Origin of the sequence: Ancylobacter amanitiformis (genome assembly GCF_030814815.1) — a bacterium.
In the GTDB taxonomy this organism is placed as follows: Bacteria; Pseudomonadota; Alphaproteobacteria; order Rhizobiales; family Xanthobacteraceae; genus Ancylobacter; species Ancylobacter amanitiformis.
In genome coordinates this window covers 449,897-467,788 of the sequence record NZ_JAUSVR010000001.1, presented here as the reverse complement: position 1 = coordinate 467,788, position 17,892 = coordinate 449,897, and the positions used below count along the sequence as shown (strand labels likewise).

Here is a 17,892-nt window from a genome sequence, read left to right as displayed (position 1 = left end):
CGCGCCGACGTTCCGGTTGATTCAGCGGCCGGGTTCGGGCGCCTCGGTGAAATGATCGGCGATCTGCGAGAGGTCCGCAATGAACCGTTCGCACCAATGATGAATCGTGTTGGTTTCGACCTTGTCCATGTTGGCGCGCCAGCGCTCCCGGCGCTCGTCCTGCGACATGGTGAGCCCGGCATCGAAGGTTTCCGCCATGCCCTCGACGTCATAGGGGTTGACCAGCAGTGCACCGGTCATCTCATCCGCCGCCCCTGCGAAGCGGGAGAGGATGAGCACGCCGGGATCATCGGGGTCCTGCGCGGCGACATATTCCTTCGCCACCAGATTCATGCCGTCACGCAAGGGCGTCACCAGCCCGAGTTTGGAAGCGCGGTAGATGGCGGCGAGCGTGGCGCGCGGGAAGGGGCGGTTGAGGTAGCGCAGCGGCACCCAGTCGAATTCGGCATATTCGCCGTTGATGGCCCCGCCCAGTTCCTCCAGCTCGCGCCGCAGCGCGCGATACTCGGCGACCTCGCCGCGCGACAGCGGGGCGATCTGCATCATGGTCACGCGGGAGCGGTGCTGGGGATAGTGATTCAGCAGCTCCCCGAAGGCGGCGAACTTGTTGGGCAGACCCTTGGAATAATCGAGCCGGTCGACCCCGACCGCGAGCACGCGGCCCGCGAGGCTCGATTGCAGGCGCTCCTCCTCCTCGCTGCCGACCGAGGCGGCGGCATCCTTCACGAAGGCGTCGGCATCGATGCCGATGGGATAGGAGGCGACGCGGAAGCGCCGCTCGTTCAGCCCCACCACGCCGCCCGGCGCGATCCAGGCGCGCGCCTCGGTGGAGAGGTAGGTGAGCAGCGCGCGCACGTCGTTCTCGGTCTGCAGGCCGACGAGGTCGTACTGCGCGAGATCGCGCACCAGCGCCGCGTGCGAGGGCAGGCTGAGGAAGACCTCGGGCGTCGGCCACGGGATGTGGTGGAAATAGCCGATCCGCCCCGTGAAGCCGAGCCTGCGCAATTCCGCCGCCAGCAGGATGAAATGATAATCGTGCACCCATACGATATCGTCGGGCTTGAGCAGGGGCAGCAGCGCGCGGGCGAAATGCGCGTTCACCCGCCGGTAGCCTTCCCAGTCGGTGCGGCGGAAGGAGAGCGCGCCGAGCCGGTAATGGCAGAGCGGCCACAGCGTGCCGTTGGCGTAGCCGGCATAATGGGCGCGCTGGTCGTCGGGATCGAGATCCTGCAGCGCGTACATGACCTTGCCGGAGCGCACGACCTTGGGTTCCGCCGGGGCGTTGGGCCGAGTTTCTCCGCTCCAGCCGAACCACAGCCCGCCGCGCTTGCCGAGGGCCTCGCGCAGCGCGACGGCGAGCCCGCCCGCCTTGGCCGCGCGTTCCTTGGGTGAGGCCACCCGGTTCGATACGATTACGAGCCTCGCCAGAACGCTTCCTCCCATGTCTTCGACAGGCGCATGGCCGTGTCGATCAGGCCGACCATCGAATAGGTCTGGGGAATGTTGCCCCAGAGTTCGAGAGTCTGGTTGTCGATATCCTCCGACAGCAATCCCGCCTCGTTGCGCCGGTCCAGCAGGCTGGCAAACATCTCGCGCGCCTCGTCGCGGCGCCCGATCATGTCCAGCGCGCACACATACCAGAACGAGCAGATGGTGAAGGACGTCTCCGGCAGGCCGAAATCATCCTCGCCGGCATAGCGCATGAGGTAGCCGTTGCGCTTCAGGTCGCGGCCCACCCGTTCGACGGTGGCGATGAAGCGCGGATCGTCGGGCCGCACGAAGCCGAGATCGGCGAGCAGCAGCAGGCTGGCATCGATCTGCCCATCCTCTTCCGCATCGACGAAGCTGTTCATCTCCTCGTTCCACGCGAAGGAGAGGATGCGTGTGCGGATCGTGGCCGCCTGCTCCTTCCAGTAGGTCGCGCGTTCCGGCAGTTCCAGCACGCGGGCGATACGGGCGAGCCGCGAGCAGGCGGCCCAGCTCATCACCGCCGAGAACGTGTGCACGCGGCGCTTGCCGCGCAGTTCCCACAGGCCGGCATCCGGCTCGAAGGCGAATTCCGCCGCCTTGGCCCCGACGCCTTCCAGAAGCTCGAACAGCGCGCGGTCGCCCCGGTTCGGCAGGCGCTGGTCGAAGAACATCTGCGCCGCCGCCAGCACGACATGGCCATAGCCATCATTCTGCACCTGCTCGGCCGCCTGGTTGCCCACGCGCACCGGCCCCATGCCGTGAAAGCCGGCGAGCGCCGGCGCGAAGCGCTCCTCCAGAGGCGTGCCGGGCACGATGGAATAGACCGGCGCGAGCCGCCCGGAGGGATCGGAGGCGATCACCGTGGTGAGATAGCGGATGAAGTCTTCCATGGTCCGCGTGGCGCCCAGCTGGTTCAGCGCCCGCACGGTGAAATAGCTGTCGCGCAGCCAGCAGTGGCGGTAGTCCCAGTTGCGGATCGAATGCGGCGCCTCGGGAATCGAGGTCGTGAGCGCGGCGACGATGCCTCCGGTCTCCTCGTAGGCGCACAGCTTAAGCGAGATGGCGGCGCGGATCACCGCGTCCTGCCACTCGAAGGGAATGGAGAGATAGCGCACCCATTCCCACCAGTAATCGCGGGTCTTCTCCTCGAAGGCGCGGGCGGTTTCGGCGAGGCTGGCGGCGAAGGGCTCGTCCGGACCGAGCACGATGGTCGCCGTCTTGTCGAGGACGAAGGGGCGCTCCTCCATGACATAGACGATCGGCAGGTCGGTGGTGGCGCGCAGGGTGAAGTCGTCGCCGGCAAAGCGCATGTGGTTGCTGCCGCGCACCGGCGCAGGGTGCTGCTCGCCCCACTTGAAGTGCGGGCGCAGCCGGACGCTGACGCGGCACGTGCCGGCCAGCGGCTCGATCCGCCGCACCAGCATGGCGGGCCGGTAGATGCGGTCATAGAGCTTGAAGCGCGGCGCGAAGTCGGTGATGCGCAGCCGGGCGCCGTCCGCATTTTCGAGAATCGTCTCGATGATGGCGGTGTTGGCCTGGTAGCGGCGCGAGGCCTTCACCTGGCCGTCGAGCACGACGTCGAAGAAGCCGGCCTCCGGCTCCTCGCCGCCCAGCAGCGCGGAGAAGATCGGGTCGCCGTCGATGCGCGGCCAGCAGCACCAGTTGATCCGACCGCGCGGATCGACCATCGCGGCGATGGTTCCATTGCCGATGGTGGCGAGATTGAGGTTGCTGCTCACGAGGCGAGGCGCTCCAGCGCGGGGGGAATGTTGGCGAGCCAGCGACGCACCTCGGCCGGCGTATCCAGGTGGAAATCGGCCTGCCGGGTCGCCCGCGGCCCGATGGCGACCGCCAGCCCGCCCATGGCGCGCACGGCACGGAAGCCATCCTCGTCGGTCACATCGTCGCCGAGGAAGACCGGCTGGCGTCCGGCGAACAGGGTGCTGTTCATGAAGCTGTCGACCGCCGTGCCCTTGTGGTGGCCGCCCTGGCGCACTTCGATCACGAAACGGCCCTTGAGGAACTCGACACTGCCGTCCAGCCCGCGCCCGAGTTCGATGACCCGCGCCATGATCGCGTCGCCATAATGCGGCACCGCACGGAAATGCACGGCCAGCGACAGCGGCTTGTGCTCGATGAACACGCCCGGCCATGGCTGCATTTCACGCGTGAGCGCCTCCTCCAGCGGGCGGCGCCATTTCGGGATCGGAATGGGCACGGCCGGGGCATCGGGCGCGAGGCGGATTTCGGCACCGTGCTGGCCGGAGGCGGACAGGCGCACGGGCGCGAAGCGCTGGTCCATCCAGTCGATGGTCCGCCCGGACACCAGCGCCACCGCGCCATTCAAGACCCGCTGCAGCCGCGTGAGGAGATCCGGAAGGTCCGCGGGGATGGTGATTCCTTCCGGATGGTCCGCGTGCTCGATCAGGGTACCGTCAATATCGAGGAAGAGTGCCCAGTCGGCGCGTGGAAGAGGTTGCATGCCGTGTCCTGTTTCCGTCACTTCTCCCGCCGGTGCGGGTGTGGCGCTGGAGGCGGATCCGGGCACCGGAAACACGACACCCGTCGTCCGCCCCGGATAACCCGCAAGAGCCGCCGGCGTTCCATTACCGCGCGGTTTTTTCTCTCGGCGGGCTGCGCAAGGGCGCATCGGCGGGTGCGAGAGGTTTCTGGATATCGTGACACGCCACGCCCGCACGCTCGCGCGGCCGCTCTACTCTTGCCGCTCGCGGGCGCGCGGTTTACATAGCGCGCAATCCTTTTCATCGGCATCGAGGGTTCGTCGGCACGGCCGCGAACGCCCGGACGACGCGCTCCTTCAGGATCTGGCACATGGCTTCCTATCAGTACGTCTACCACATGCATGGAATGTCCAAGGCCTATCCGGGTGGCAAGAAGGTGCTCGACAACGTGCATCTCTCCTTCTACCCGACGGCCAAGATCGGCATTCTCGGCCCCAACGGCTCGGGCAAGTCGACGCTGCTGAAGATCATGGCCGGCATCGACACGGATTATTCCGGCGAGGCCTGGGTCGCGGAAGGCGCGCGCGTCGGCTATCTGCCGCAGGAGCCGCTGCTCGATCCCACCCTCTCGGTGCGCGAGAACGTCATGCTTGGCGTCGCCAAGCAGAAGGGGATTCTCGAGCGCTACAACGAACTCGCCATGAACTATTCCGACGAGACCGCGGACGAGATGACCGCGCTCCAGGACGAGATCGAGGCGCAGGGCCTGTGGGACCTCGACAGCAAGATCGATCAGGCGATGGATGCGCTCGGCTGCCCCGAGGAGGGGTCGGACGTCGCCCGGCTTTCGGGCGGCGAGCGCCGCCGCGTCGCGCTGTGCCAGCTGCTGCTCTCGCAGCCGGAACTTCTGCTGCTCGACGAACCGACCAACCATCTCGACGCCGAGACCACCAACTGGCTCGAAGGCCATCTGCGCAATTATCCGGGCGCGATCCTCATCGTCACCCATGACCGCTACTTCCTCGACAACGTGACCGGCTGGATCCTCGAACTCGATCGCGGCCGCGGCATCCCCTATGAGGGCAACTACTCCTCCTGGCTGACGCAGAAGACCAAGCGCATGCAGCAGGAGAACCGCGAGGACGAGGCCCGCCAGCGCGCGATCGCCTCCGAGGCGGAGTGGATGGGGGCCTCCCCGAAGGCCCGTCAGGCCAAGAACAAGGCGCGTATCCAGCGCTACGACGACCTCGTGAAGAAGGCCTCCGAGAAGGGGCCGACCACCGCGCAGATCGTCATTCCGGTGTCGGAGCGGCTCGGCAACAACGTCATCGCCTTTGACGGCCTGTCCAAGTCGTTCGGCGACAAGCTGTTGATCGACAACCTGTCCTTCAAGCTGCCGCCGGGCGGCATTGTCGGCGTCATCGGGCCGAACGGCGCGGGCAAGACCACGCTGTTCCGCATGATCAACGGGCTGGAGAAGCCCGATGCCGGCACCATCGCCATCGGCGACAGCGTGCAGCTCGGCTATGTCGACCAGAACCGTGATGCGCTGGACGACAAGAAGACCGTGTGGGAGGAAATCTCCGGCGGCAACGAGATCCTCTATCTCGGCAAGCGCGAGATCAATTCGCGCGCCTATTGCGGCGCCTTCAACTTCAAGGGCGGCGACCAGCAGAAGAAGGTCGGCATGCTCTCGGGCGGCGAGCGCAACCGCGTGCATCTCGCCCGGATTTTGCAGCAAGGGGCGAATGTCTTGCTCCTAGACGAGCCGACCAACGATCTCGACGTCGAGACGCTGCGTGCGCTGGAAGAGGCGCTGGAAGACTTCGCCGGCTGCGCGGTCATCATCTCGCATGACCGCTTCTTCCTCGACCGTATCGCCACCCACATGCTGGCCTTCGAGGGCGACGGTCATGTCGAGTGGTTCGAGGGCAACTTCCACGATTACGAGGAAGACAAGAAGCGCCGCCTCGGCGTCGACGAGATCGTCCCGCACCGGATGAAGCACAAGAAGCTCACGCGCTGAGGGCAGGGGGCGCCGTGCACACGACATCGGAAGACTGGAATCCCCGTCTCTACCTGAAGTTCGGTGACGAGCGCACCCGCGCGGCGCGCGATCTGCTGGCGCAGGTGCCGCTTGAGACGGCGCGCCATGTCGTCGATATCGGCTGCGGGCCGGGCAATTCCACGGAGTTGCTGGCGGAGCGCTGGCCGGAGGCGGAGATTCTCGGTCTCGATTCCTCGCCCGCCATGGTGGCGCAGGCGTCGGAAAACCTGCCGGGCGCCCGCTTCGAGGTCGCTGATGTCGCGACATGGAACCCGGCACCGGGCACGGATCTGCTCTTCGGCAATGCCGTGTTCCAGTGGGTGCCGGACCATCCCGCCGTGCTGGAGCGCCTTCTCGGGGCTCTTCCCGAGGGCGGCGCGCTGGCCGTGCAGATGCCGGACAATGTCACCGAGCCGTCACATATGCTGATGGCGGAGACCGCCGCGCGGGGACCGTGGGCGGCAAAAAATGCCGATGGCGGTCGTGACGTGCTGCCTCCGGTGGGGGCCTACTACGACCGGCTCAGGCCGCTCGCCCGCCGCGTCGACATCTGGCACACCTGTTACAACCATGTGCTGGATGGGCCGGCCGCCATCGCCGAATGGTTTGCCTCGACGGCCCTGCGCCGCTACCTCGCGCCGCTGGACGAGGGGGAGCGAGCCGCCTACCTCGCCGACTACACCGCCCGGCTCGCCCAGGCCTATCCCGCGCGCGTCGACGGCCGGGTCCTGCTGCGCTTTCCGCGCCTCTTCATCGTCGCGGTGCGGTAGGGCGTTTCGCGCCGAAGCTGCGGGTCGAGACAGCTACCGGGCAGGGCGGTCAACTCTTGCGCAGCGGAGCCGGCTGCGGTTCACGGTGCGGCGCGTTTCGGCTATGTCGGATACATGCGCTTCCGGCTTCCGTTTCTCGTCGCCCTGATCCCTCTCGCCCTGGCCCTGTTCGGTGCAGGCGCGCCCGCCCATGCCGATGCGGGCTTCGATCGCTGGCTGGCGGCGCAATGGCCGGCGGCGCAGGCCATGGGCATTTCCCGCGCCACGTTCGATCGCGAAACGCGGGGGCTGGAACCGGATTATGCGTTGCCGGAACTGGCCATTCCCGGCAAGCCGCAGAAGCCCGGCGTGCAGGCGGAGTTCGTGCAGACGCCAGCCGCCTACCTCTCCGACAAGGCGATCGGCAGCTATGCCGCGCGCGGGCGCAAGCTGGCCGGGCAGTATCGCGGCGAACTCGCCGCCATCGAGCGGCAGTTCGGCGTGCCGCCCTCCATCCTGCTCGCCATCTGGGCGCGCGAAACCTCCTATGGCGGCGCCAAGCTGAATTATGACGCGCTGCGCGTGCTGGCGACGCAGGCCTATGTCGGCCGCCGCAAGGAGACGTTCGAGGCCGAATTCCTCGCCGCGCTGAAGATCCTCGACGAGGGCCATGTCACCCGCGCGCAGATGAAGAGTTCCTGGGCCGGCGCGCTCGGCCTCACCCAGTTCATGCCCACCGGCTATCTGAAATATGGCGTCGATCTCGATGGCGACGGCACGGCCAATATCTGGACCTCGGTGCCGGAGGCGCTGGCCGCCACGGCCAGCCTGCTGCGCGAGGCGGGCTGGCAGCCGGGCCGGCGCTGGGCCTATGAAGTCATCGTACCGGTTGGGTTCGATTGCACTCGGGCCGAGCCCGGCGTGACGCTTTCCATCGCCGACTGGCTGAAGCGCGGCGTGAGAATCGCCGATGGTCGCCGCGTGCCGCCGGCGGCGATGAAGGACGAGGCGTCGATCATCCTGCCGGCCGGCCCCTATGGCCCGGCCTTCCTGACCCCGGCCAATTATTTCGTGCTGAAGGACTATAACTTCGCCGATCTCTACGTGCTCTATGTCGGCCACCTCGCCGACCGCATCGAGGACGACCGCCCCTTCGCGCGCGGCTGGTCCGATATCGCGCTGGTGAAGACGCGCGACCTCGAATTCATGCAGCAGGTGCTCACCCGCAAGGGCTTCTATGCCGAGAAGATCGACGGCAAGGCGGGCATGAAGACCCGCGCCGCGCTGGGCGCCTACCAGAAGGCCAACGGCCTTCCCCTGGATTGCTGGCCGGACGCGCAGGTGCTGGAGCACATGAGGCGCGGCGGGTGAGGGGCTTTCCGCCTCAGTTCAACGTGTCGAGTACCGCCGGCAGCGCGGCGAGCATCGCGTCGCGGGCCCGCCAGCTGGTTGGTGTATCCTGCCGCGTTGCATCGCGATCGAGCCGGGCGAAGACGATGGTTCGCGTGCCCTTGGTCGCCCATCCGACGAACCAGCCATAGGGCCGGTCACGCACGGGCCTGTCGGATTTGTCGCGCGCGAAGCCCATGCCGGTCTTGCCGTGCACCTGCCAGCCATTGGCGGTCGTGCCGACAAGGGTGATGGCGCCCGTCATCGCCACGGCGTGGGCGGAAACCGGAAGCTGTCCGTTCAGCATCCGCCCGAGAAACGACAGCTGTTCCAGCGGCGCGATGGCAAGCGAGGAACTGAGCCAGGCTTGGGTCAGCCCGTCATTCTTGCCCTTGTCACCGGAAAGGTCCCGATTGCCATAATCGAAGCTGTCGACATAGCGGCGGAAGCGGTCTTTCCCGAGCGTGGTGGTGATCTGCTGCGAGTACCAGACCACGGATTCCTTCATCCAGTAGGTCGGATCGGTATCGGTCTTCCACTGTTCGCGCCAGGCGGCATAGCCGGGCTTGAACGGCCAGCTCGGATGCGTGGCGTCGATCAGAATCCCGGAATCATAGCCCATCAGGGCTATCGCGATCTTGAAGGTGGAGGCCGGGGTGACCCGGTCGGCGCAGCCCTTGCCGTCCTGTCGGATCACCTTGCCGGTGGCCGCGTCGGCGAAAGCCGCGCAGAGCGTTTCCGCCTGCGCGGTGACGGGGGCGAGGCTGAGGGCGAGAAAGGCGGCTATTCGCGCAAGCATGGTCACAGGCTCCCGGCGGGTTGAGGCGGCAACGCAACAGGCCGGCAATCCAGCATCCAGCCATGGCGGCAATCCGGCGCGGCGGGCCCCTGTCCACGCCCGCCTCGCGCTCACCGCGGCATGCGGCTGATCACGCGCAGGTCCTTGCCGGCGCCGAGGTCGCGGGCGGAGAGCCAGAACACCTCGCCCTCACTGTCCTCGGTGTCGAGCCACAGGAAGGGCAGTTCGGGATATTCGAATTCCAGCAGGTCCTTGCCGGTGCCGATCTCGCAAATGATGCCGCCGCGCGCGGTCAATTGGGCGGGGGCCTGCGCCAGGATGCGGCGCACGATGGCGAGCCCGTCCGGCCCGCCGTCGAAGGCCAGTGCCGGCTCGTGGCGGTATTCGGCCGGCAGGCGTGCCATGGCTTCGGCGTCGACATAGGGCGGGTTGGTGATGATGAGGTCGTAGAGACGGCCCTTGAGCGGCTCGAACAGGTCGCCCTGGATCAGGTTCACCCGGTCGTCGAGATTGTGCTCATGGACATTTTCGGATGCCAGCGCGAGCGCGTCGGACGAGATGTCGACCGCGTCGACCTGCGCGTTGGGAAACATCATCGCCGCCAGCACGGCAAGGCAGCCCGAGCCGGTGCACAGGTCCAGCGCCCGGCCGACCGAGGCGGGATCCTCGATGAGCGAGAAGCCCTGACCGCTGAACAGGTCGCCGGCCATCAATTCGCCGATGAAGGAGCGCGGCACGATGGCGCGCGAATCGCTGCGGAACGGCACGCCGCGAATATAGGTGCGGCCCAGCAGGTAGGCGGCCGGCTCGCGCGTGAGGCAGCGCCGCTCGATCAGTTCGGCGAGCCGAACCCGCTCGCCGCTGGTCAGCCGGGCGTCGAGCCAGGGGGAGAGGTCGTCCACCGGCAGCTGCAGCGCCTCCAGCACGATGAAGGCGGCCTCGTCGAGCGCGCTGGTCGTGCCGTGACCGAATTCGAGCTGCGCCGCGTTGAAACGGCTCACGGCGTAGCGCACGAAGTCCCGCACCGTCCTGAGTTCGTCAGCTGCCGACATGTCGTCCCTCCCTGCTGGTCCTGAGGGTCAGCACGCCGCGCGCGGGAAAGCAAGCGTCCGCCCGCGCTGCCGGGCGGGATGGCCGGCGCTTGTAATCGGCGCGTCATGGATCGATAGGATGGAGGCGGCTCAACAGCGAGGATCAGGCATGGCCCAGCCGGCGAATGACGACGAAATCACCCTGGTCATCGACCGCTCCGTCGCGGTGGTGCTGTTCGAGTTTCTCTCGCGCACCGTGGACGACGCGGATGGCGAGGCGCTGACGGATTTCATCGAGGACGAGGCGGAGATTCCCGCCCTCTGGGCGCTGCTCGCCGGGCTGGAGAGCGTGCTTACCGAGCCGATGGCCGAGGATTACGAGCGCCGGGTGATCGCCGCCCGCGAGGCGGTGATGAAGCGCTTCGGCGGCGCCTTTTCCGACAAGGACGACTGAGATCCGCGCGGCCGTTCCGGCGGCGGCGCCTCAGTCCTCGCGCCGCGCGTTCGCGCCCGGCCCCGCATGCGCCGGCGCGCTCAGTCGCGGGATCACGGTGACGCTGGCGCCCGGCAGTAGGGTGGCGAGCTCGGTGGTGATACGGTCCATGGCGGCCTGGATGTCGGCCATGGTCCGCTCCGGCAGGAAGCCGAGCTCGATCTCGACATAGGCCGTGTTGCCGGACAGGCGCGAGCGCACCGCGCCGAGGCTGTCATAGGCATCGAACTGGGCGATGAGCGCGCGGTTGATCTGCACCTGCTGGCGTTCTTCCAGCGCGCGGTCGAGCAGCGAGGGCAGGGCCTGCTTCCACATGGAAACCGCGAGCTGCACCATCACCACGGCCACGAAGACCGAGCCCGCAACTTCCGCGAACAGGCCGATGGGAGAGCCGGCGAACAGCGCGTTGGCCAGCAGCGCCAGAAGCACGATGCCGGACGAGATCAGCTTGGCCAGCCGGGTGCGTACCTGCCCGGTGATGATGACGGAGGAGCCGTCGCTTCCCGCCCTCCACAGCGCGCGCAGCACGAGCCCGTTCTGCGCGAGGTTGACGAGGCTGAGGACCACCGCGGCGATCAGGCCGAGTTCCACCTGCTCGGGCGGATGCCACCAGCGATAGCTCGCCGCCACCGCCACCGAGGCGCCGGCAAGCCCCATCGCCGTGCCGAGCCCGGCATTGGCAAACTGCTCCAGCTTGCCCGCGCCATAGTCGAAATCATGGAACGCGCCACGCTGGATGCGCCGCAGCAGCACGAGCAGCACGAGTTCCAGCGCCAGCAGGATGTAGCCACGGATCACCTCCGCCATCATCATGAGCGAGTTCGCCCACAGCGCCGCGGCGAGGAAGAGCAGGCCGAGCGCGAAATCGGAGATCGCGCCCAGCAGCATCGAGCGCTCGCGCGCCTTGGAAGCCGGATCCAGCATCAGCCCACAGCCCGTCGTTGAGAGAGCCGGACCGTTGTGAACGCATTGGCTGGCGACGCGCAACATGACAAAGGGCGCAGCGCCGCTCCCGCCCCTCCGCGCTCCGTCGCCGGCGCGCCTCAGGGCGTGACTCTCAAGGCGTGGCGGAGACGGGCGCGGACGGGTTCTTCGCGGGGAAGGCGGACGGTTTGGCGGACGATCGGGAGGCGGACGGCGTGAGGTCGGCCGCGCGCTGCTGGGCGTCGATATTGGCCGCCATCGACCGACCGAGGTCGCGCGCGAAGCAGTCATAGCCCCAGTCGTTCATGTGGAAGCTGTCCTTGGCGAGGAAGGACTCGAACGGCATGCGGCCGGCTTCGTGCCAGTCGCGCATCAGCGCGTAGCGGTGATAGACGTCGACGCCCTCCTCGCTGGCCACGGCGTCGATCAGCCGGATCATCGCGCCGGTATCGGCATCGGCGATGACGCGCGGCGAATATTGCGGGTCGACCAGCACCAGATCCGCGTCGAGCGCGCGGATGCGCGTGATCGCCTGACGAAGTTCCGGTCCGGCGGTGGCGAGGCCGTCGGCGCGGAACAGCGCGTTCACGCCGGCCTGCCAGATCACCAGAGTGGGCTTGGCCGCCGCCACGTCGGCGTCGAAGCGCGCCAGCATTTCCGGGGCGTCCTGTCCGTTGACGCCGCGGTTGAGCACCGTGATGTCGGCGCCGGGGAAACGCTCGCGCAAAGCCGCCTGCAGCCGGCTCGGATAGCTCGCCGACGCCGAGGTGGCGCCCGCGCCGGCGGTGGAGGAGGAGCCGATGGCAACAATGGTGATCGGCTGTCCCGCGCGCAGCCGCGCCGCCGTGCGGGCGAGGGGCGCGCTCAGGCGGGTGGAGGCCTTGGCTGCCGGGCAAGTGGGCGGCAGGATCGACTGCGCCGCCTGCGGGATGGGTGCGGCGGAGGCGGATGAACTTTGGGCGGCGGCAGGCCGGGGAGCCAGCGGCGCAAGCGCGAGCGTCGCGGCGAGAGCGAGGGGAAGAAGGCGCATGTCAGCGTGAACCCAAGGCGCGTGTCTCGACGCCATCCACGATCATGCCGACCAGAAGCCGGCCGATGCAGCGATGCACGTCCTCGAATTGTGACGGGGAGGGGCGGGCGGTGTCGAAATCGAAAATGCCTTCGCTCGCCCAGAACTGCATGATGTCGTAGCGGTCGAAGAACGGGATGCCGCTGGAGCGTGCGGCCCAGGCGAGGGCGTTGGCATAGGGCGCGACATCGATGGCGATGGCGGTGCGCGGGCTGAATTGCGGGCTCATCACGATCGCGTCGGCGCCGGATTCGTGGATGTGGCCGATGCCGGTATTCACCGCGTCCGAGAAGGCCGAGGTATCGGCGCCGAGGATGGCGTCATAGGTGCCGGTCTGCCAGATGACCAGAGCCGGCCGGGCCTGCGCCAGCACGCCGGGCAGGTCGGCAAGGATCGCCTCCGCCGTGGCGCGCGGCTCGTTATGGGTTGTCACCACCACCCCGCCATCGGGATAGCGGGCCCGCAGCGTCTCTTCCAGAAAGCTCGGGAAGGCGCGCGGCGCGTCCTTGTCCGTCCCGGCCTTCAGCGCGCTCTTCTTGGCAAGCGACGAACTGTTGAGCACCAGAACGGGGGTCGGCTTCTTCGCGGCCAGCGACTTTGCCAGCCGCGGCAGCGTGAAGACGGCGCGCGTCAGTTCGGAGGGGGCGGCGCATACGGAAGCGCTCTCGGCCCGAGCGGAAAACCCGCTCGCCAAGACGAGAGCCGAAACGACAAAACTCAAGACCCAATTTTTCACAGCGAACCGCGTCGATCAGCCATGTTTGCGCGCGGCAATCTCGCGCTCGACGCGACCATACCACGACAGCAAGGCAGAGAGACCCACCATCAGGACGATGCCGGCCATGCTCAGCGCAAGCTGCATGAGAAGCGTGCCCGAAATCTCATTCAGCACGAAATGTGCGGCAAAAGAAAGAAACACCCCGAGGCAGAACACCTGCAGCGAGTTCTGCCCGCAGAGGATCATCGGCGCCAGCAGCGGCGAGCGGAGCACCGGCAGGTCCACCGGCACGGCGCGCACCACGACGATGGCCAGTGCCAGGAAATGGATCAGCCGCAGCGGCGACAGGTCGGTCTTGCTGATGGGATAGATGAGGTCGCCGATGGCCGGCGGTACCAGCCCTTCCAGCGGCGGCCACCACCAGCTGATCACCACCAGCAGCGAGACGAGGAGATAGGCGAGGCAGGCGGCCACCACGGCCGGCGACTGGACCACCCGCGACAACCGGTCGCTGCCGCCCAGCCCGCACCAGCCGCCGAACACGAACAGCAACTGCCAGGCGAAGGGATTGAAGAACCACGTCCGGTCGTCGGGATAGGCGGGCAGGTTCCAGCCCGTGCTGGTCGCCACCAGCCACATCAGCGCGGAGGCCGCGAGCGTGAGATCGGGCTTGCGGCGCAGCGCCCAGAGCACGGGCGGGAAGGTCGCGAGCAACACGATATAGAGCGGCAGCACATCCATGTTGGCCGGGCGGAATTTCAGCAGCAGCGCCTGAACCAGCGCGACGTCGGGCTCGGAGAGGAATTGCAGCGCCCCCATCTCCTCCACGTAGAGCGGGTTGGAGAAGCTGCCGACGACATAGGAGATTTCGGCGAGGTAGATGACGAACAGAAAGATGAAGGCGATGTAGAGCTGCCACGCCCGCCGCAGGATGCGGGCGGACGTGACGATCATCCCATCGGCCGCCATCTGCCGGCCATACACCATCGCGCCGGTATAGCCGGAGATGAAGACGAAGATCTCCGTGGCGTCGGAGAAGCCGAAATTGCGGTTGGTGATCCAGTTCGCGACATTGTTGGGGATGTGGTTGAGGAAGATGAACCACAGCGCCAGACCGCGAAACAGATCGAGCCGCAGATCCCGGCCGGAGGCAGGCGGCTTGCCGGCCCGATCCGCCGAAGGAGCCGGCGGCACCTCCGCCTGGGGAGAGCCAGCCGGCTCATCGCGGCCGATCGATCGGGCCAAGGCGCTCTGCCTCACGTCGCCTCGCTCATTTTTTCAGTCCAAGGCCGAACATGAGCACCGTGAAGCCGTTGAAAAGAAGGTCGATGCCGAGGAACAGGCCGAGGATCCACAGCGAATTGATCGGCCATTGCACGGTGATCTCGACGCCGAGGATGATGGCGATGATGGCCGAAAACAGGATCCAGCCCCAGCCCGGCGCAGGGCGCATCTGGAAGGCGGCGATCGCCCGGAAGAGACCGCCAATGATCAGCGCGATGCCGAGCAGCAGGGTCAGCACCGTGGCGGCGAGGTCCGGCTGGGTGAAGGCCAGCACGCCCGCGGCGAGGTAGAGGATGCCGTCCAGCAGCCAGAAGAAGAAGCCGCCCCAACCCTTCATGCCGAACGCATGGAAGATCTGCGCGACGCCGCCCACGATCATCATCGCGCCGATGTAGTAGACCGAGATCAGGGTGCCGATCACCAGCGTGTAGGAACTGCCGAGGGCGATCAGACCGGCGAGGATCATCACGATGCCGAGGGCGACGAACCACCCCCATTTGGCCCGCAATTCCTTCAGATGGCCCGCGAGCGAGCCGGCCGGGGAGTGGGGAAGGGAATCGCTGGGAGTGGACATCGGTTCGACCTCGATCTGACGGGCGCCAGGCCGGCAAAGCACAACGCTCATACCCCGCTGGGGTTCCTGCCTGCGTCCGTGGAGCATGGTACTTTAGCGCCGTCGGGTGACGCGCGCAGTCGCATTTGCCCGATCCGCCAGAGATGTCGCGAGGAAACCGGTGCATGAATGAAAATGGCGATCTGTTTGGCCCCACGGTGGTTCCCGCCCAGCGCTTCACCGCGCGGCTTGCCCGCACGCTGATCGCCGATGGTGCGGGATTCGCCACCCGCGAGGTGGGGTCGCTCGGGGTGACGCTGGAGGGTGTGCCGGGGGATCGGCATAGCGGCATGGCCCGCCCGGCTGATTCGCGCGTGCCGTGGTTTCCGCGCGGCACGCCGATTCGCAATTCGCGGCAGGTTTCCATCGTCGCCATGGACGAACTCGCGGAGATCGCCCGCCGCCTCGGCATCGCCGACGTGCAGCCGGAATGGCTGGGCGCCAATCTGGTGATCGAGGGGATCGCGCACCTCACCCAGCTGCCACCGGGCACGCGACTTTTCGCGGCGGGCGGAGCAACGCTTGCGGTGGAGGGGGAGAACGCGCCCTGCCGGCACGCCGGGGCGGCTGTCGCGGCCTTCCATCCCGGCAGCGCGGGGCTGGACCTTGCCTTCGTACAGCGGGCAAAAGGGCTGCGCGGGCTGGTGGCCTGGGTCGAACGTGCCGGCGAACTCGCCGCCGGCACCGAGATCGAGCTACGCGTTCCGGCGCAGCGGCCATGGACGCGCTAGATCGTCTTCCGAATCGAAAACACCCTAGCCTGTTGAATCGAAACGATTTTCTTGTCGATCAGGTGATTCCGCCCGATCGACAAGATCCCCGATCGACGAGGGCCCCAGAGAAGAGCCCCGAGGGATCAGTGAACGGCGAGGCCGTTCGAGGCGCTGACGGACGCGCTGACCGGCATCGGCGCCATGGAGCCATCGGCGGCGGCGGTCTTGGGCGAACTGCCCGGCAGGACCACCACCTTGGTGCCGACCTTCACCTTCTCGTACAGCGCCTCGACATCCTCGTTCAGCATGCGGATGCAGCCCGAGGACATGAACTGGCCGATGGTGGAAGGCTGGTTCGTGCCGTGGATGCGGTAGATGGTGCCGCCGAGATACATGGTGCGCGCGCCGAGGGGGTTGCCCGGGCCGCCGGCCATGAAGCGCGGCAGATAGGGCTGGCGTTCGATCATTTCCGCCGGCGGGCGCCAGTCGGCCCATTCGGCCTTGCGGGAGATCTTTTCGGTGCCGGCCCAGGTGAAACCGTCGCGGCCGACGCCGATGCCGTAGCGCTCGGCCTTGCCGCCGCCCATCACCAGATAGAGATAGGTGTTGGACGTATCGATGACGATGGTGCCGGGAGCCTGGGTGGTCGGGTAGTCCACCACCTGACGCTTGAGGTTGGCCGGCAGTTCCTTCGCCGGGCCCTCCTCCGGCTGGTCTTCCGCCGGCAGCATGGCCACGCTGGAGCCGTTGGCGCCATAATTGTTGTTCAGGTCCTGACGCGGCGCCGGCGCCGCGGCCGACTGGCCATAGGCCGGCGGTGCGCTGTTGACGGGAGCCGCGGCCGCGGTGGCGCCATAGGGAGAAGGCGCGCCGACCGGCTGCTGGCCGGAATAGGCGCCCGGCGGATAGCCGGCCGGCTGGCTCGCCGGGCTCGCATAGCGGGCATCGGCCGGCGCGCCGGGGACGGCACCGGGCGGCTGCGCAGCGACACCGGCAGCCGGCTGGGCGTAATAGGGCGCGGGCGTGCCGGGCGCCGCCTGCGGGGCGACCGCCGCGTTCGTGCCGGCATAGGGGTCGTACGCGGCCGGAACCTGCACGTCCTCGTTCACCGGATTGCCCGTCGCGGCTTCATAGGCCGAACCAGCCTGCGGGGCTGCTGAATTGTATTGCGCTGCGGCGCTGCCCACCGATGCCAGGACGGTAAAGGCGACAGCGGGAACGAAACCAAGGCGAGCGACCATCATCATGCCTTAACTGGATCTGCCGGAATGTATCTTCATACGTTGCCGTGAGGAAATGACGCACGATCAAGGCAGGTTCAAGACCAGACCAGAGCCTGGAACGGCCCTTTGACCCCGAGCCATGCGCATAACGCATCCCCGATGCATTGATGCCACATCTTGGTTAGCAGACTCTTTCCAACGACCCCGACGGATCTTTCCGCCTAGCATTCCCGCCCGCGTTCGCGATGCCAGCCCACGACCGCCTCGGGGAAGCAGTCCGTGGAGGCGAAATAGGGTTTGATGTCGATCAGCGGCGTGCCGTCGAGGCAATCCAGCCCGATCACCGACAGCGTGCCGTCCTCGATGCCCAGCAGTTGCACCGCGCTCAGCGCGATCGGATTCGGCCGCGCGGGGCTGCGCAGCGCGAAGGTGCCGCGGCCGCGCCCATAGTGCCGGGGCACCTGCACGACGAGGTTTCGCGGCGCGCGGTCCATGAAATAGAGCAGCCACAGATGCGTGGTGCCTTCCAGCCCCTCGAGCGCGGGGCGAAAGGCCGGAGCGATCTCCACCGTGCAGACCACCTGCGACTCGCGCCCGTTCTTCGGGCAGTCGGCACGGTTCTTCCACGGCGTGCGGATGCGGCCGATGAAATACACCCCGGCATCGGCGCTGGGCGGCAGGTCGATCGCCACTTCGCCGGGCCGGATGCCGAACTCGGGCGCCGCCCCTTGCTGTGCCGCGCGCTCCTGCGCCTGGTCTTCGCCCGCCTGGTCTTCGCCCGCCTGGTCTTCGCCCGCCTGGTCTTCGCCCGCCTGGTCTTCGTCCGCCCGCGGCAGGTGCCCGCGTGTCTCGTGGCTCATGTCCCGCTCCTTCCGGAAAGGTCGCGCGCCTCTTCGAGGTCGCGCGCC

Annotated in this window: 17 protein-coding genes; 5 read left to right on the top strand and 12 right to left on the bottom strand. The window is 67.5% G+C overall.

Annotation, left to right across the window (positions count from 1 at the left end; genetic code table 11):
• Window positions 1-21: 21 nt before the first annotated feature.
• From QOZ99_RS02045 to otsB, 3 genes are read right to left on the bottom strand one after another with little or no spacing between them, the layout of a single operon-like run.
• Window positions 22-1,428 carry an alpha,alpha-trehalose-phosphate synthase (UDP-forming) gene (locus QOZ99_RS02045; RefSeq protein WP_306888435.1) on the bottom strand — a complete coding sequence of 469 codons (1,407 nt, stop codon included), beginning with the start codon at window positions 1,426-1,428 and terminating at the stop codon, window positions 22-24.
• The gene (locus tag QOZ99_RS02040; RefSeq protein ID WP_306888210.1) at window positions 1,413-3,209 is read right to left on the bottom strand and encodes a glycoside hydrolase family 15 protein; all 1,797 of its coding nucleotides are present in this window, start codon (window positions 3,207-3,209) and stop codon (window positions 1,413-1,415) included. Before QOZ99_RS02040 ends, QOZ99_RS02045 begins: the two co-directional genes overlap by 16 nt.
• Complete coding sequence (otsB, locus tag QOZ99_RS02035; RefSeq protein WP_306888209.1) at window positions 3,206-3,952, bottom strand: trehalose-phosphatase; 747 nt, start codon at window positions 3,950-3,952, stop codon at window positions 3,206-3,208. Before otsB ends, QOZ99_RS02040 begins: the two co-directional genes overlap by 4 nt.
• 350 nt (window positions 3,953-4,302) lie before the next feature.
• On the opposite strand from otsB, the gene ettA reads away from it, so the two are divergent.
• The 3 genes from ettA (at window position 4,303) to QOZ99_RS02020 (ending at window position 8,099) form a co-directional block, all read left to right on the top strand.
• A complete protein-coding gene (ettA, locus tag QOZ99_RS02030; RefSeq protein WP_306888208.1) occupies window positions 4,303-5,958 on the top strand; it encodes an energy-dependent translational throttle protein EttA in 1,656 nt (551 codons plus the stop codon).
• Window positions 5,959-5,972: 14 nt separating this feature from the next.
• Window positions 5,973-6,749 (top strand): trans-aconitate 2-methyltransferase, encoded by a 777-nt coding sequence (gene tam / locus QOZ99_RS02025; protein ID WP_306888207.1) that lies wholly within the window; start codon window positions 5,973-5,975, stop codon window positions 6,747-6,749.
• Window positions 6,750-6,863: 114 nt separating this feature from the next.
• Entirely contained in the window at window positions 6,864-8,099 is a 1,236-nt protein-coding gene (locus QOZ99_RS02020; RefSeq protein WP_306888206.1) for a lytic murein transglycosylase, read from the top strand.
• Between the two features lie 13 nt (window positions 8,100-8,112).
• On the opposite strand, the gene blaOXA is transcribed toward QOZ99_RS02020, so the two are convergent.
• On the bottom strand, window positions 8,113-8,916 hold the full coding sequence (gene blaOXA / locus QOZ99_RS02015; protein WP_306888205.1) for a class D beta-lactamase: 804 nt from the start codon (window positions 8,914-8,916) through the stop codon (window positions 8,113-8,115).
• A gap of 110 nt (window positions 8,917-9,026) precedes the next feature.
• A complete protein-coding gene (prmB, locus tag QOZ99_RS02010; RefSeq protein ID WP_306888204.1) occupies window positions 9,027-9,968 on the bottom strand; it encodes a 50S ribosomal protein L3 N(5)-glutamine methyltransferase in 942 nt (313 codons plus the stop codon).
• A 148-nt stretch (window positions 9,969-10,116) separates the two neighbouring features.
• On the opposite strand from prmB, the gene QOZ99_RS02005 reads away from it, so the two are divergent.
• On the top strand, window positions 10,117-10,401 hold the full coding sequence (locus QOZ99_RS02005) for a hypothetical protein (RefSeq protein ID WP_183190224.1): 285 nt from the start codon (window positions 10,117-10,119) through the stop codon (window positions 10,399-10,401).
• Between the two features lie 30 nt (window positions 10,402-10,431).
• Here the strand turns inward: QOZ99_RS02005 and QOZ99_RS02000 are convergent, their stop codons facing one another.
• The 5 genes from QOZ99_RS02000 to QOZ99_RS01980 all read right to left on the bottom strand — a co-directional run bounded on the left by QOZ99_RS02000 (window position 10,432) and on the right by QOZ99_RS01980 (window position 15,009).
• Complete coding sequence (locus tag QOZ99_RS02000) at window positions 10,432-11,364, bottom strand: cation efflux transmembrane domain-containing protein (RefSeq protein ID WP_306888203.1); 933 nt, start codon at window positions 11,362-11,364, stop codon at window positions 10,432-10,434.
• A gap of 133 nt (window positions 11,365-11,497) precedes the next feature.
• Window positions 11,498-12,394 (bottom strand): SGNH/GDSL hydrolase family protein, encoded by an 897-nt coding sequence (locus QOZ99_RS01995; protein WP_306888202.1) that lies wholly within the window; start codon window positions 12,392-12,394, stop codon window positions 11,498-11,500.
• Window position 12,395: 1 nt separating this feature from the next.
• The gene (locus QOZ99_RS01990; RefSeq protein ID WP_306888201.1) at window positions 12,396-13,154 is read right to left on the bottom strand and encodes an SGNH/GDSL hydrolase family protein; all 759 of its coding nucleotides are present in this window, start codon (window positions 13,152-13,154) and stop codon (window positions 12,396-12,398) included.
• A 30-nt stretch (window positions 13,155-13,184) separates the two neighbouring features.
• Window positions 13,185-14,396, bottom strand: a complete 1,212-nt coding sequence (locus tag QOZ99_RS01985) for an OpgC family protein (RefSeq protein WP_306888199.1) — start codon at window positions 14,394-14,396, stop codon at window positions 13,185-13,187.
• 25 nt (window positions 14,397-14,421) lie between these two features.
• A complete protein-coding gene (locus QOZ99_RS01980) occupies window positions 14,422-15,009 on the bottom strand; it encodes an HdeD family acid-resistance protein (RefSeq protein WP_306888198.1) in 588 nt (195 codons plus the stop codon).
• 164 nt (window positions 15,010-15,173) lie between these two features.
• Between QOZ99_RS01980 and QOZ99_RS01975 the strand changes: the two genes are divergently transcribed.
• Window positions 15,174-15,779 (top strand): MOSC domain-containing protein, encoded by a 606-nt coding sequence (locus QOZ99_RS01975; RefSeq protein ID WP_306888196.1) that lies wholly within the window; start codon window positions 15,174-15,176, stop codon window positions 15,777-15,779.
• Between the two features lie 125 nt (window positions 15,780-15,904).
• On the opposite strand, the gene QOZ99_RS01970 is transcribed toward QOZ99_RS01975, so the two are convergent.
• Window positions 15,905-17,005, bottom strand: coding sequence for a L,D-transpeptidase (locus QOZ99_RS01970; RefSeq protein ID WP_306888434.1), 1,101 nt, complete (start codon window positions 17,003-17,005; stop codon window positions 15,905-15,907).
• A 200-nt stretch (window positions 17,006-17,205) separates the two neighbouring features.
• Complete coding sequence (gene tsaA / locus QOZ99_RS01965) at window positions 17,206-17,844, bottom strand: tRNA (N6-threonylcarbamoyladenosine(37)-N6)-methyltransferase TrmO (RefSeq protein WP_370876775.1); 639 nt, start codon at window positions 17,842-17,844, stop codon at window positions 17,206-17,208.
• Window positions 17,845-17,892 lie beyond the last annotated feature (48 nt).